We start from the raw sequence: 14,043 nt of genomic DNA, 5'->3' as shown, positions 1-14,043 counted from the left end.
GTGGCATCACGACGGATCCGAAGCGTTCATGAATGTGATTACAATACGGCCGGTTGTACGAGTAGGGCGCCGGGCGCAGGAAGATTCCTCTCCCTGCGCCCGGCGCCCGGTACCGTCGGACGGACTTCTGGTTCAGGACCTCACTTGAGGGCGTAGGCCCGGGTGATGGTCTGGACGGTGCGGCTGCCCGCGGAGTCCCAGACCTCGGTCCTGAGGGTCACGAAGCCATTGGTGTCCGCCAGCTTGGGGTGCCACAGCAGTGCCTGGAAGGAGTTGTCGTCCTCGCGCAGCATCGCGGCGGACTTCCAGGTGGCGCCGTCGTCGTAGGAGACGGAGACCTTGGCGCCCGCGATCGCCGTGGAGCCGGCCCAGCCCTTGGGGCGTCCCGCGTCCACGGTGAAGGTGTACGGCAGTCCGGCCTGTGCCTGGTTGAGGATGTTCAGCGGCAGGTCGTAGTCGAGCAGGATCACGGGCATGGACTCACAGACCTTGGGCGTGGGAATGAACGCCGTGTCGCAGTCCTTGATGGCCATGGTGGTCGGTGCCGCCTGGCTGAAGTTCCACTCCGTGTGCATCTGGCGGCCCAGGGTGACGCCGGGGACGTCGGTGCTCAGCTTCTGGTCGAGGACGTACCGGTAGTCCGCCTTCTCCTGCGCCAGCTGGCCGAAGCCGGTGATCGGCTGGCCGTTGAGGTAGTAGCTCCAGGTGCCGGTCAGGCCCGAGAGGGTGTGGGTGGGATCGTTGTCGGCACCGGCACCGCTGGGCAGTTTCTGCCAGACGTCGGTGCGGCAGAACACACACGGACCGAACTCGTACTGGGACAGGCGCGTCGGCGCATCGAACCAGCTCCGGGTGTAGGACTTGCCCGGGGTGAGGTAGGTGGCGCGCTGGCTGCGCATCGTCCAGGTCAGAGAGTTGAAGCTGGCCGACACGTCCGGCTGGTACGTCACCCCGGTGCCCGCGAGGACGTAGTCGTCGCGGGTGGTGCCCTGGTAGAGGGCCTGGGCGACTGAGATCGTGGTCACCTGCAGGGGGCCCCAGATGCCCATGTAGTCGGCGCCCAGGCGCAGGGCGCCGTCGGAGTGGAACGTATTGGTGACCTTCGCGAAGTCCTTGACGTCGGCGGTCTTGGCCAGGTCGGCGGGGATCCGGTCGTCGGTGAAGTGCGGGTTGTAGGTGTAGCCCGACTCCAGGACGCCCTTCAGCGCGATCCGGACCTTGCCCTTCGCCAGCAAGCCCTTGAGGGTTGCGGCGTTGTCGTACGTGGCGTGGGCGACCGGGATGGTCTGTCCGGCGGGGACGCCGCTGCCGCTCGGGCCGGGGGCGGCAGGGGCCACGATCACCGCGACGGCTCCGGCAGCCGCGGCCCTGGCGGCCTGGTCGTCGGCCTTGGTGACGTCGGCCACGGAGACCAGAACGGTCCTGCCCTTGACGTCGACACCGGCGAAGTCCTGCTCGGTGCCGGCGCCGAGGTCGATCAGCTCGGTGCGCTTGGTGCCCTCGAAGCGCTTCGCGTTCACCGAGGACTTCAGCGGGATGGTCACGTGCCCGGGGCCCGTCACCTCCAGCTGGACCAGCGGTTCGCGCCGGGCCATGGAGGTCTCCAGGCGCAGCGCGCCGGTGGTGGCGCCGGCACTGGGGATGGCACCTTGCCTGGTGTCGGAGAGGTTGAGCAGGTTGCCGATGCCGGCGAAGTTGACGGGGCCGTCTGCGGTGCCGTCGTCACGGAAGATGAACGTGGTCACCTGGCCGTTCTCCAGGGGCCGGTTCTCGCCCTTGATCTTCACGCTGAGGTCGGTGGCGGTGGTGCCGTCGACGGTGAAGGTCTGGTCCCGGTCACTCACCTCGATGTTGGGCACGGTGAACAGGTCGGCCGCGTAGGAGACCGCACCCCCGGCGGGGTCCGCCGTGTAGAGCGAGCCTTCGATGGAGTAGTGGCCGAGCGGTACCGACAGGGTGGTGGTGCCGCTGCCGTACAGGGTCTCGGTCTGCCAGACCTTGTTGTCCATCCCGTGCAGGGTGAACCTGAGCGCCTTGGGGGCCTTCCCGAAGCGGTCGGTGGCCTTCAGCGTGACATCGTGCTGCTCGACGGAGGTGACGAAGCCGAGCGCGGCGTGCACGGACTCGCCGCTGTCGGCGGTGGCGGTGAACGATCCGCCGTACTGGCCGGTCTTCAGGCCGTTGTTGTCGAGCGTGACGGTGACCTCGGCGGTGCCGCCGGCCGGGACGGTGATCCGGCCTTCGGACAGGCCCGCTCCCGACAGCGACAGCGTGCCGGCCGGGACCGCGGTGCCGCTCGCGTCCTCGGCGGCGGCCGTCACGGTCACCACGGTGTCGGTCGCGGCGTCGTTGTGCAGCGTCAAGGTGCGGCTGCGCGTGGGGTAGGTGCCCTTCTGCCACGGTATGACGCGGAAGTCGGCGGTGCCGGACAGCTCCAGCGACGGGTCGAGGGCGGCGGGGATGTCGACCCGGCCATAGCCCTGCTGGTAGACGGTCTGGTCGGCGGCCGACTTGGCGTGCGCCGTCAGGGCGTCCTTGATCCGCTGCCCGGTCCAGTCGGGGTGGCGCTGCTTGAGGATCGCAGCGGAGCCGGCTACGTGCGGGGTGGCCATCGAGGTGCCGCTGGCCGAGGTGTAGTCGGCGTCCACCGGAGTGCCCATGGTGGTGCCGGCCGCGCGGGCGGCGACGATGTCCACACCCGGGGCGGTGATCTCCGGCTTGATCGCCATGTCGCCGAGGCGCGGGCCGCGGCTGGAGAAGTCGGCGAGTGCGTCGGACCTGTCGACGGCGCCGACGGTGAGGGCCGCGTCGGCGGCGCCGGGGGTGCCGAGGGTGCTCTCACCGGGTCCTGCGTTGCCGGCGGCGATGACGAACAGGGTGTTCGAGGAGGCACTGAGCGAGTTGACCGCGTTGGTCAGGACGTCCTCGCCGGGGGCGTCCGTGCCGCCGAGGCTCATGCTGACGACATCGGCACCCTGCTCGATCGCCCACTCCATGCCGGCCAGGATGCTGGAGTCCGTGCCCTGCCCGCTGTTGGCGAGCACCTTGCCGACCAGCAGATCGGCGCCGGGGGCGACGCCCTTGTACTTGCCGCCGGAGTTGGCGCCACTGCCCGCGATGGTGGACGCGACGTGGGTGCCGTGGCCGTGACCGTCCTGGACCGTCTGGCCGTTGACGAAGCTCTGGCTCTGGACGATCTCGGACTTGATGTCGGCGTTGTTCAGGTCGGCACCGGTGTCCAGCACGGCGACCTTCACGCCCTTGCCGTCGTACCCCTTGGCCCAGGCCTCCGGGGCGCCGATCTGCGGCACGCTCTTGTCCAGTGCGACCTTCGCCTTACCGTCGTACCACAGCTTGGAGACCCCGGCAGTGCCGGGGACCGTGTCGGCCCGGGCGCTTCTGCTGCGTGCCTGGGCGGGCTTGACGGCCTGCCAGAAGCCCTTCGCGCGGTGCTTGTCGACATGCACCGCGGACAGCCCCAGCCGGGGCATGACCCGCTCGTTGTCGCTGCCCGGCAGGTCCTCGGTCTTCTGCTTCAGGGCAGCCGCGGTCGGCTTCCCCTGGAAATCGACGATGGCGGGGACCTCGTCGGTCTTCGCGTCGCCGTAGCCGTCCCTGATCATCCGGCTGACGTTGAACAGCTCGCCGTCCACCGTGCTGGAGGCGAGGGCGGCCATGGCGTCCTCGGGGTAGACGTACAGGTCGCCGTTCTGTCCGCTGGCGGTCTGGAACGTCTTGGACGTTCCCGCACCTGAGAGGATGTTCACCGACTGCTTGCCGTCCGGCCCGGTGGTCAGCGCGACCTTGTCCCCGGTGACCAGGGTCAGCGTCGAGGTGGTCGCCCCCTCCTGGCGCGTGGACGGTGCGCCGGAGGCGCTCGGGCCGGTCGACGGCGGCTCGGCCGCTACCGCCCCGGGCTGGATTGTCAGTGACAGGACGACCGCCGCTGTCACCGCACCGACGGCAGCGGTACGCCGCCGTCTCTCGCGGGTTTTACGCATCAGGACTCCTTACGCAGGCTCAACAGGCGTGCGCGTCAAAGGAACTGATGCTCGGTCGCATCACAGCCGACCAACCGAACGTCCGGACGTTTCAGCGCACGCCCGGAAGCTAATTGCGTGTAGACCGCAAGATCCAGATGCAAAGTGGCGACTCTGCGCCAGATGGCGCATTGTCGCCACGCGGGGCTGCCCAGATGTCCGTTCCGCAACCGCGAAGGGGCCCGCCGGCCTTCACGGCCGTGGGCCCCCGGACACTCACCACCGACGCGGGTCGGGCTGCCTTTCCCTACTCCTCGAAGTAGGCGTCCAGAACCGCGTCGAGTTCCTGTTCCCACTCCTTGAGGCTGCTCCTGGCTGCCGCCTCCACCTCGGCGTTGAACCAGCGGCGGGTCGACATGTGGACGGTGACCGTGAACCGTCGCCCGAACCGGGGGACCTTCACCTCGACCGCGCCGATCTCGTCCCAGCGGAAGTCGGCCTCCTGGTCGTCCAGCGTGAACCGGACGCCGTCACGGTCCGCGGTGATCGAACCCCGGCGGTCGCTCACCTCGAACACGGGCCCGCCCTCGGCCTTCTCGCCCTGTTCGCTCTTCTCCTCTCCCTCCTTCTCGCCGTCGCTCCGTGCCGCCGCGGCCTCCGCGTCCGAGGTCTCGTCGGACACGGCAGCCTCTTCGACGGCCGGTCCATCGGTGACGGCCGCCTCGGGCGCCGGCTCCTGGGTCGTCTCCTGGTCCGCGTCAAGCGTCCCGGCGGTGCGGGGAGCCGTGAGGCCAGGGATGTACGCCGGGTCTGTCCCTGCGGCGTACGCGGGCTGAGTCTTCGGATCTATGCGCTGCTCCACGGCGGGCAGTATGGCCGACGAACCTGTACGAGACCAGCGAACTCCGACCGGCCCGCCGACCTCTTGTGAAGTCACCGCCGAACGGGTCAAGTTGACGGGGACGAATCCGGGGGCCGAACGGCCCGTGCAACACCCGCGCCCGGGTGCCCAGGGTGATCGAGAGGAAGGATCCCCCGGGAGGGTGTCCCGATGTCCGGCCTGCCCGATTCATGACGGATGCACCGTCAGGCCGTCCACCGGCCTCCGCGGACGGGACTCGGCCGCCCTCGGGCACCGGCAGGAGCCGTCCGCAGATCCGTCCGGCGCTCGTCTACTCGGCCGCAACCCCGATGTCGAACCAGGTCGTCTTGCCGCGCCCCGCCGGGGAACTGCCCCAGTCCCCGGCGAGCGCGTCGACGATCAGCAGACCGCGCCCGGACTCGGCCTCCTGATTGTTCTCCTCGTCCGCGACGATCGCGGTGGGCACCGGAGGGTGCGGGTCACTGTCACGGACCTCGACCCGGATCCGGTCCGGGTACTCCCGCAGCCGCAGCTCCACCTCGCTGTCGGCGTGGATCAGAGCGTTGGTGACCACTTCGGACGTCAGCAGTTCCATGGTGTCCAGCAGTGGCTCCATGTCCCATTCACGCAGCAGGTCCCGCAGGAAGTCGCGGACCTGCGCGACCCCCTGCAGATGGTGACGCTGCACCGACATCCGGGCCATCCGCCGGTGCTCCCGGGGCTGCGCTCCCTCGTACCGCACCAGCAGCAGGGCCGCGTCGTCGGCGAGGACCCGCCATCCCCGGCGGTCCTGGACGAGACGGTCGGCCAGCACCTCCAGGTTCTCGCCGCAGTGTTCGGCGAGCACCCGGCCGAGCTTCTCCATCGCCGCGTCCGAGCCGAGGAGCCGCCCGTCCAGCAGACCGTCGGTGAACAGCGCGATCACCGACCCCGCCGACACCTGCGCCTCGCACTGCTCGTACCGGGCGTGGGCGTCGACGCCGAGCGGCGGCCCCACCGGCAACTGCCTGGCACTGCCTTTGCCGCCCGCGTCGACGATCAGCGGGTGCGGGTGGCCCGCGGTCGCCGTGGCGGCGGTCCCGCTGGCCAGGTCCAGCCATACGCAGCAGCAGGTGGCGTAGAGATCCGTGTCCAACCCGGCGAGCAGCCGATTGCTCCGCTCCAGCACGGTGGCCGGATCGTGCCCCTCGGCGGCGTACGCCCGGACTCCGCTGCGCAGTTGGCCCATCACCGCCACCGCCTCCAGGCTGTGGCCCTCCACATCGCCGATGACCAGGCCGATTCCGCCGCCGGGCAGCGGAACGATGTCGTACCAGTCACCCCCCACTTCCGCCCGTTCGGTCGCCGGCAAATAGCGCGCCGTGGCGACCGCCTCGGTCAGGTGCGGGAGGCTGCGGGGCAGCAGGCTGCGCTGCAGGGTCTGGGTGAGCGCCTGCTCGGACTCGTACGAGCGGGCCCGTTCCAGGGACTGGCCCACCTGCTCCAGCATGATCGTCAGTACGGCGAGTTGTTCGGGAGCGAACGGAGGTGCCGGCTCCGGGAACTCCAGGACGCAGCACCCCATGGCCCGCCCGTTGGACACCAGCGGAAGGTAGGCGCGGGCCTGGGCCTCCGGATCGGGGTCGACATCGGGATAGGTGTCGCGCAGCGCCTGGGCCGACGGGAAGGAGTGGATCTCGATCGCGCGGAGCGTGTCCGTCTCCGGGGTGCGCCGGGACAGCAGGGTTCCCTCCACCCGCTGGACCGACTCGCGCGAGAACCCCGCGGCGCCGACCACATGCAGGCGGCCCTGCTCGGCAAGGCACAGCATCACCGCGTGGCCGCCGAAGGGCCGGACCACCTGGGTGTCCGTGGCTGACAGGACGTCCCGGATGTGCACCGCGGCCGCGAGCTCGGCGGCGAGCCTCTGCAGCTGGTACAGGAACGTGCTGCCCGTCGGCTTGGGCACCACGGACTCGGCCGCGGCCCCGCGAACCACGTCCCTTGCGGTTCCCTGTGACCGGGCGCTTCCGTCACGTGCCACCTCGGCGATGAACAGGGGGACGTACGGTGCCTTCATCGACGCGCCCCGGCCCGCGAGGTCCGTCAGCTCGACCGCCAGGTCGTCCGCAACGGTCTGGAGGTAATCCAGCGCCTCGTCGGCCACCGGCCGGGGCGGCACCCAGCGCACACTCAGCACACCGAACCGGCTCCGCGCGGTCCGCACCGGCGCGGCGGCGACCATCATCGCGTACGGGTTGTGGAGGAAGAGCGCGGGAGAGCGGCGGGTGAGCTCCCGCACTTGCCTGTTCTCGAACAGCACCACCTTCCCCGCCTGGTGCGCCCGCGCCGAGGCGTAGTTCGAGTCGTCCGCCGCCATTCCCGACGGAACGGTGAAGCTCAGGGTGGTGTCGACCATCATCGCCGCCCCCAGCGCCCGGCCGTCCTCGGTCAGCAGGTAGGCGGTGCACGTGCTGCAGTCGAGGCGACGGTTCAGCCGCCGCAGCGCGGCGGCGATGACGTGGTCACGGCACGTCAGCGGCGGCCCGGTCGGCCCGTTGGGGCGTGCCGCGGAGGATGGGGAGTCCATGAGTTCCGCCCCGGGGCATCGGTGACAGGTGCGGGTGCGGCGTCCCGCAGCACGGCGACATGCGCCGTATGACTTTCAGTATGGGAGCAACTCGGCAGGTCCGCGTCCTCGCGTACGCCGTCCCGGTCACCGCAGGACATCCGCGCCCGGATGCGCGCCGGGCACCGGTCCCGCGACCTCACGGGAGTGACCCTTTGTGTGCGTACCGTCGCGGTCAGGTCCGGACCACCGCTCCCCGCCGGACCGACGGACGGCGCGGTGGCCCCGACTGGACTGCGTGCCCGTCAGGCCGACCGGGGCGCGGGCTGGAGGACGGCGAAGGGCGCGCCGGACGGGTCGGCGAGCCAGGCGATCCGGCCGACGTCCGGGATGTCCGACGCCGGCATCACCACCGATCCGCCGTTCGCCGCGGCCCTCGAGACGGTGGCATCGGCGCCCTCGGCGTGGAAATACGGCACCCAGAGCGGCTCCATGCCCTCCTGAACCTGGACGAGGCCGCCGAAACTCGCGTCCTCTTGATCACCGTCCGCGGTGGACAGCACGGTGTAGGGCATGCCGGGGGCCTCCATGCCCTGGCTGCGCCACCCGAACAGCGACCGGTAGAAGGCCGGCGTCGCGGAGGCGTCCCCGGCGTGCAGTTCGACCCAGCACAGCGCGTCGGGCTCCGAGGTCTTCTCCAGGCCCTTGACGGCAGCGGGCTGCCAGACCGCGAACTCGGCGCCACCGGGGTCGGTGAACTGGGCCATCCGACCGGCTTCCATGACGTCGAACGGCTCGGCCCGTACGGTCCCGCCGTTCTGCTCGACGGCTTTGGCCGTCGCGTCGGCGTCGGGGGTCTGGAAGTACACCGTCCAGGCCGGACTCGCCCCCTCGTGCGTGAGCGGGCCGACGGCCGCCACGGTCCTGCCGTCCTTCTGGAAGAAGCCGTAGCCGCCGGCCTCGGGTCCGGCCGATTCGAAGCTCCAGCCGAACACCGCGCCGTAGAAACGTGCGGCGGCCGGGATGTCGGGGCTGCCGAGGTCGAGCCAGTTGGGTGCGCCGGTCACGAAATCGGTGCTGAGCATGGTGGTGTCCTCCTTCGACGGATCGACGCGGGGCCGGTCGCCGGGGCCGCGGTCGCGCTGCCGCATCGGCCGGACCGGGTCCCACGCGGGTCGCCCCGGGCGTGGTCATGGCCATCTGACACCCAAAGTCCGGGGGACTCGCGAGGGACTCTCCGCAGTTCTCCGAACGATGCCGGCCGGGCTCGCCCGAAAAATCCGGGCCGGGGATCTCCGAACGGACGTCCCGTGCCGGCCCGGGCGCGAGCCCACACACCGCACAGGCCCCGCGAACACCGCGTAAGCGATCTTCTTCGGAAAACGGGACACAGTCTGCGTACAACCCTTGCACGCCATGCGCTGTCATACACGGCACCGGACAAGGAACGGGCCCTATCCGGCCACCCCCGAGCCCCCCGAGCAAGCCCGGCCCTTCGTGAGCCAAGGAGCCGCTCATGCGCAAGAACCGCTCGGCCGCCGTCGCGGCGGCATCGTTCCTCCTCGTGGCAGGGGCGGCCATCGCCACGGCCCCGTCCGCGCACGCCGGCACCCCCGGCGGCACTCACGCCAACGACCGCAACACCGACTTCAACGGAGACGGGTACGACGACGTGCTCGTCGGCTCGCCCGGCGCCGCGATCGGCGGGCACAAGGGCGCGGGAATGGTCACCGTGCAGTACGGCGGGCCGAAAGGCATGGGTACCACCCGGGTCAAGACCTTCAGCCAGAACACATCGGGGGTGGCCGGAGCCGCCGAGGCCGGCGACAACTTCGGCAAGGCGGTGACCACCGGCGACCTCGACGGCGACGGCTACGACGACGCGGTCGTCGGTATCCCCGGCGAGGACATCGGTTCCGTCGCCAACGCGGGCGGCATCGTCGTCCTCTGGGGCACGCCCAAGGGCCTCAGCGGGACGGTGAGCGGCTGGCTGGAGGCCGAGGAACCCAACGTGGGCAGCCTGTTCGGCTCCTCTCTCGCCGCTGCCCGCTTCTCCGACTTCGCACCCGGTGACCTGCTGGCCGTCATGGATTCGGCGGGTGAGACGACTTACTGGTTCGAGCGGGCCGCCGGAGCCTCCGCACAGCGGACGGCCTCGCAGTCGAGGCGTGCGCAGCATCAGCCGCGGCTGGCCCTCGGCGCTCCGTCGGGAAAGGCGCGCGCCGGGGCCGCCGCCGACGAGCCGGACGGTCTCCGGGCCGTTTCGCTGACGACCGGCGACTACGACGACAACGGCTACGCCGACCTGATCATCTCCGGCACCAGCGTGGGCAGTGAGCCGGGCCACGGCTGGTCGTACGTCGTGCCCGGCACCGCATCGCTCGACGAGCCGCTTCCGATCTACGCACTGCGGGGCGGGCCGGTCGCCGCCTCCGGCGACATCAACGGCGACGGCTACGACGATCTGGCCACGGGCGAGCCGCACAGCCCGGACGACGGCGGCCAGATGATGACCGGCGGCGTGGTCGGCATCTACTACGGCGGTTCCGCCGGACTTGTGGGCGAGGACGGACCGGTCAGGCCTCCCGTCTGGTGGACCCAGGACTCGCCGGGGGTCCCGGGAGTCAACGAGAAGGGCGACGGCTTCGGCACCGACCTCTCCCTCGGCGACACGAACAAGGACGGCTTCGCGGACCTGGCGATCGGTATCTCCGGCGAGGACATCGGCACCGTCGCCGACGCGGGCGCCTTCACCGTCCTGCGCGGTTCGGCCCGCGGCCTGACGGCCACCGGCGTGCTGTCGGCGAACCAGGGCACCGCCAACGTCCCGGGCAACGTGGAGAAGGCCGACAAGTTCGGCGGCCAGGTCTCGTTCACCGACCCCAACGACGACGGCCGGTTCGGTCTGCTCGTCTCGGCACCGGGCGAGAACACGAACGACGGCTTCGTCTGGGTGTTCTCCGCGGGCACGAGCGGGCTGACCACCTCCGGTTCCTGGAGCTACGGCGCGGGCGACTTCGGCGGTCCGGCGACAGACTCGCTGTACGGCGCGGCGATCGACGACTGAGCCGGTTTGCCGGTGCCTCGGCGGAGGCCGGGGCACCGGTCCCGTAGCGGACCGACTGCGGTTCCCGTGGCGCTCCTTGGCGGGCCCGGCGGGAGCTCGGCCGGCTTGCGCTACGTCAGTGGCCGGGGAGCAGCCGGGCCTCGGTGTCCGGCAACTTGCTCCACCAGTGGCCGTATCGGCGGTACACCTGCGGCTCGCGGTCGGCGAGGAAGGCCGCCAGCGACCGGGCCTCGACTGCGAGTTGCTCCCAGACCTCGTCCGGCAGGGGGTGGAAGGCGGTCGCCTCGATTCCCCCCTCGACCGGACGCCACACACCGGCGACGTAGCCGTCGACCAGCAGGGTCGGCAGCACGTCGCCGTTCACGCGTATGACGAGCGGACGGTAGTCCGGCGGGATGACACGGCTGCGGTCGGAGTAGGCCAGCAGGATGCTGTCCCACATGGCCATCAGCCGGGGCGGTGCCGCCGTGTCCTCGTCCGGACGCAGCGCGCCGGGGATGTCGAACAGCTCCTCGCCGTCCGGCCCTTCCAGCCGCTCGAGCTCACCGGCGAGAGCCTGCAATGCCTTCCTGGCTCTGGCCCGCTGCACCAGCGCGAACTGCGCCACGTCCGCCACCGACGCCGGCCCGAACCCCTGGAGATAGCGCAGGACCAGTTTCCGCAGGGACTCGGCGGACACGTCCGGGTCCGCCAGCACCGGCCTGGTCCGGGGCGCGACGTACGACGGACGGTGGCCGAACGACCAGGGGGGCGCGGTGGGGGCGTGCAGCAGCGGCGCGTAGTGCCGCAGGCCCCACCACGCTCCGCGCTGCGGCGGTTCACCCAGCCGTTGTCCGAGCCAGCTCTCGTACTCCGCGGCTGTCCGGGGCCGGTCGGCGAATGCCAGCAGCTCCGGAACCAGCGTGTCGGCGTCCTCGACGGTCAGCCCCGACGCCATGAAGCGGCCACCCAGCCTGGCAGCACGTAGCGACGGCTGCATGGCCTCGTGGAAGGCCTTGTGGTCGTCGGCGTGGACGGCGTGCAAAGTGATGCGCATCAGGGTCGACTTGACGACCGTGTGGTCGGCGAAGTGGGCATCGAGCCGGGCCGGTTCGAAGTCGGCGACCCTGTTCCACAGCGCGAGGTAGGGCGAGGCCGCCTGCTGTGCCTGCAGCGCGACCACGCGCCGTACCGCGTCGGCGATGCCGGATGCCTCCCGCCGCAGCAGCAACTGCCGGGCGAGTGTGGAGCGGTTGAGCTCCCGTGCGGTGATCCTCATGCCGAGATCATCTCGCCGATCGAGCCGGGCGGCGGCCGTTCGACCCGAGTACCGCGCCCCTGGACGGCGCGGATCGGCTCGGTGGCCAAGGGCGGTGGGCTCGGTGGACCGACCGATCCACGACGCGTCGGTCAGCTGCCGGTGACCTGTTCGGGCAGGAGTTCCTCGGCACGGCGGATCCGCACGCCCGGCGCGGCGGGCTGCACCAGTGCCGTGCGGTGCTCGGTCTCGCCGCTCGCGGTCGCATGGGCGGGCGGCGGCCACCCCTAGGGGGCGCCTCCGGGCGAGGGCCGGGCCGTCACCCGCCCGGAGGCGGTCTCGGAGAGCGGCGCGGACTACAGGCCCACGTCGCGGCTGCGGATGTCATCCATGGACTCACGGCGGACGAGGAGGCGGGCGTGCCCGCCGTCCACGGCGACCACCGGCGGGCGGCCCACCAGGTTGTAGCCGGAGGCCATGGACAGGTGGTAGGCACCGGCCACAGGCACCGCGAGCAGGTCGCCGGGCCGTATGTCGGAGGGGAGTTCGACGTCGGTCGCGAGGACGTCGCCGGCCTCGCAGTGGCGGCCCACCACGGTCACCGCGATCGGTTCCGCGCCGCCGTGCCGGCCGACCAGGCGAGGCGCGTACCGCACGCCGTACAGCGCGGGCCGCGGGTTGTCGCTCATCCCGCCGTCCACGGCCACGAAGATGCGGTCACCCGTGCGTTTGACGGCGAGCACGTGGTACAGCGCGACCCCGGCCGGTCCCGCGATGGCGCGCCCCGGCTCGATGATCAGGCGAGGGACGGTGAGTCCGGTCGCTGCGCACGCCTGGATGAGCTCCGCACGGACCTTGCGGGCCAGGGCGGTCAGGTCCAGGGCCGGCTCGCCCGGCCGGTAGGCAATGCCGTGGCCGCCGCCCAGATCGAGCTCGGGCAAGGTCACACCGTACTGCTCGCGCAGCCGGGCCATGAGGTCCACCATGCGCCGCACGGCGGCCAGGTAGGGCTCGACGCTGGTGATCTGTGAGCCCAGGTGGCAGTGCAGGCCCGTGAGTTCGAGCTGCGGCTGATCGAGTATGCGGGCGATGGCGTGCTGGGCGTATCCGTCGGATACGGACAGGCCGAACTTCTGGTCGTCGGTTCCGGTGCGGATCTTCTCGTGGCCGCCGGCGCTGATGCCGGGGACGACGCGGACCATCACCTTCTGATGCCCGTCGGGCCCGACCGCCGCGGCCAGCCGCGCGATCTCCGAAGGGCTGTCGATCACGATGCGTCCGACGCCCAGGCGCAGCGCGGTTTCCAGGTCGTGCGGGGATTTGGCGTTGCCGTGCAGCACGATCCTGTCGGGCGGGAACCCGGTGGTGACGGCGAGTTCCAGCTCACCGGCGGAGCAGACGTCGAGCCCGAGGCCCTCCTCGTCCATCCAGTGGGCCATGGCACGGCACAGGAACGCCTTGGCCGCGTAGAGGACGTCGGCTTCGGGAAAGGCGTGCCGGTAGGTGCGGCAGCGCTCGCGTACCTCGCCCTCGTCCAGTACGTAGGCGGGGGTACCGAAGCGGTCGGCGATCTCGGCGAGCGGTACGCCGCCCACGGCCAGCTCGCCCTGGTGGGGCTCGGTGGTGGAGGCGGGCCACACCGACAGTTCGTCGACGGTGGTGGCGACAGCGGGTTCGTGAACAGTGGTCATCGTGCGGTCCCTTCTCAACCGATCCACAGCGACAGCGCCGAGACGAGTGCGGCGGCGCCGGTCACTCGCAGCACGCCGACGGCCTGTGGATCCCATGTGTTCTCGCGTGAGCGCGGCGACGAGGGCCACTTCTGTGTGAGGCCGACGGGTTCGGCCGGCACAGGGGCCGGAGCCGAGAGCAGCGGGTCCACCGTGACGGTGGTGACGCCGAGCGGCTCGGCCAGCGCGCGCAGTGCGGGCTCGGAGAGCCTGATCCAGGCCTGCTCGGTGCCGAGCGTCGCGGTCAGCCCGCGCTCGGAGGTGAAGCCGACGGCCGTACGGCCGCCGAGGGGGGTGCGGAAGAACCGGGCCGCACACCCGGCTGGCCCCGGCCGGACGGGAACGAACAGCGGTCCGGCCGGGAACCGTTTAGAAGGCTCCGGGTCTTCACCGCTCAAGAGATCTGTCATGGGATGCCTCCTGGAGGATCCGGGGTGATGCGTGCGAGGTACTGGCTCGCCCCGTACGCGGGGAGGCGGACCGGGACGTACCGCAGACGCTATGCCCGCCCCTGCCTGCTCTCCGCCACCTCATGACGGGATGCTGACGGTGGCCGGGCCGCCGCTGACGGGATGCTGACGCGGCGGGCGGAGCGGCCCCTGGGCGAGTGGTACCGCCC

At 71.1% G+C, this 14,043-nt stretch carries 8 protein-coding genes; 1 reads left to right on the top strand and 7 read right to left on the bottom strand.

The window, feature by feature from the left end:
* Positions 1 to 140 precede the first annotated feature (140 nt).
* From LRD69_RS25870 to LRD69_RS25855, 4 genes are all read right to left on the bottom strand, one after another.
* On the bottom strand, positions 141 to 4,001 hold the full coding sequence (locus LRD69_RS25870) for a S8 family serine peptidase (RefSeq protein ID WP_277328935.1): 3,861 nt from the start codon (positions 3,999 to 4,001) through the stop codon (positions 141 to 143).
* Between the two features lie 286 nt (positions 4,002 to 4,287).
* On the bottom strand, positions 4,288 to 4,842 hold the full coding sequence (locus LRD69_RS25865) for a hypothetical protein (RefSeq protein WP_277328934.1): 555 nt from the start codon (positions 4,840 to 4,842) through the stop codon (positions 4,288 to 4,290).
* Between the two features lie 310 nt (positions 4,843 to 5,152).
* Positions 5,153 to 7,411: an ATP-binding SpoIIE family protein phosphatase gene (locus tag LRD69_RS25860; protein ID WP_277328933.1), complete on the bottom strand. Its 2,259-nt coding sequence runs from the start codon at positions 7,409 to 7,411 to the stop codon at positions 5,153 to 5,155.
* 284 nt (positions 7,412 to 7,695) lie between these two features.
* Positions 7,696 to 8,475 (bottom strand): VOC family protein, encoded by a 780-nt coding sequence (locus LRD69_RS25855; protein ID WP_277328932.1) that lies wholly within the window; start codon positions 8,473 to 8,475, stop codon positions 7,696 to 7,698.
* A 431-nt stretch (positions 8,476 to 8,906) separates the two neighbouring features.
* Here LRD69_RS25855 and LRD69_RS25850 point away from each other — a divergent pair, with 431 nt between their 5' ends.
* Positions 8,907 to 10,457, top strand: coding sequence for an FG-GAP-like repeat-containing protein (locus LRD69_RS25850; protein ID WP_277328931.1), 1,551 nt, complete (start codon positions 8,907 to 8,909; stop codon positions 10,455 to 10,457).
* 115 nt (positions 10,458 to 10,572) lie between these two features.
* Here the strand turns inward: LRD69_RS25850 and LRD69_RS25845 are convergent, their stop codons facing one another.
* The 3 genes from LRD69_RS25845 to LRD69_RS25835 all read right to left on the bottom strand — a co-directional run bounded on the left by LRD69_RS25845 (position 10,573) and on the right by LRD69_RS25835 (position 13,834).
* Complete coding sequence (locus LRD69_RS25845) at positions 10,573 to 11,715, bottom strand: winged helix DNA-binding domain-containing protein (protein WP_277328930.1); 1,143 nt, start codon at positions 11,713 to 11,715, stop codon at positions 10,573 to 10,575.
* Positions 11,716 to 12,050: 335 nt separating this feature from the next.
* Positions 12,051 to 13,385, bottom strand: a complete 1,335-nt coding sequence (gene lysA / locus LRD69_RS25840) for a diaminopimelate decarboxylase (RefSeq protein ID WP_277328929.1) — start codon at positions 13,383 to 13,385, stop codon at positions 12,051 to 12,053.
* 14 nt (positions 13,386 to 13,399) lie between these two features.
* Positions 13,400 to 13,834 (bottom strand): SAV_915 family protein, encoded by a 435-nt coding sequence (locus LRD69_RS25835; RefSeq protein WP_277328928.1) that lies wholly within the window; start codon positions 13,832 to 13,834, stop codon positions 13,400 to 13,402.
* Positions 13,835 to 14,043 lie beyond the last annotated feature (209 nt).

The organism is Streptomyces sp. JH14 (assembly GCF_029428675.1).
Classification (GTDB): Bacteria; Actinomycetota; Actinomycetes; order Streptomycetales; family Streptomycetaceae; genus Streptomyces.
Note: the sequence above shows the minus strand (reverse complement) of the source record. Positions and strands in the feature narration are given on the sequence as shown.

Bases quoted from the DNA above. Each gene is read 5' to 3' on its own strand.
- LRD69_RS25870 (WP_277328935.1), bottom strand. From the start codon at position 4,001: ATGCGTAAAACCCGCGAGAGACGGCGGCGTACCGCTGCCGTCGGTGCG.
- LRD69_RS25860 (WP_277328933.1), bottom strand. From the start codon at position 7,411: ATGGACTCCCCATCCTCCGCGGCACGCCCCAACGGGCCGACCGGGCCG.
- LRD69_RS25855 (WP_277328932.1), bottom strand. From the start codon at position 8,475: ATGCTCAGCACCGATTTCGTGACCGGCGCACCCAACTGGCTCGACCTC.
- LRD69_RS25850 (WP_277328931.1), top strand. From the start codon at position 8,907: ATGCGCAAGAACCGCTCGGCCGCCGTCGCGGCGGCATCGTTCCTCCTC.
- LRD69_RS25845 (WP_277328930.1), bottom strand. From the start codon at position 11,715: ATGAGGATCACCGCACGGGAGCTCAACCGCTCCACACTCGCCCGGCAG.
- lysA (WP_277328929.1), bottom strand. From the start codon at position 13,385: ATGACCACTGTTCACGAACCCGCTGTCGCCACCACCGTCGACGAACTG.
- LRD69_RS25835 (WP_277328928.1), bottom strand. From the start codon at position 13,834: ATGACAGATCTCTTGAGCGGTGAAGACCCGGAGCCTTCTAAACGGTTC.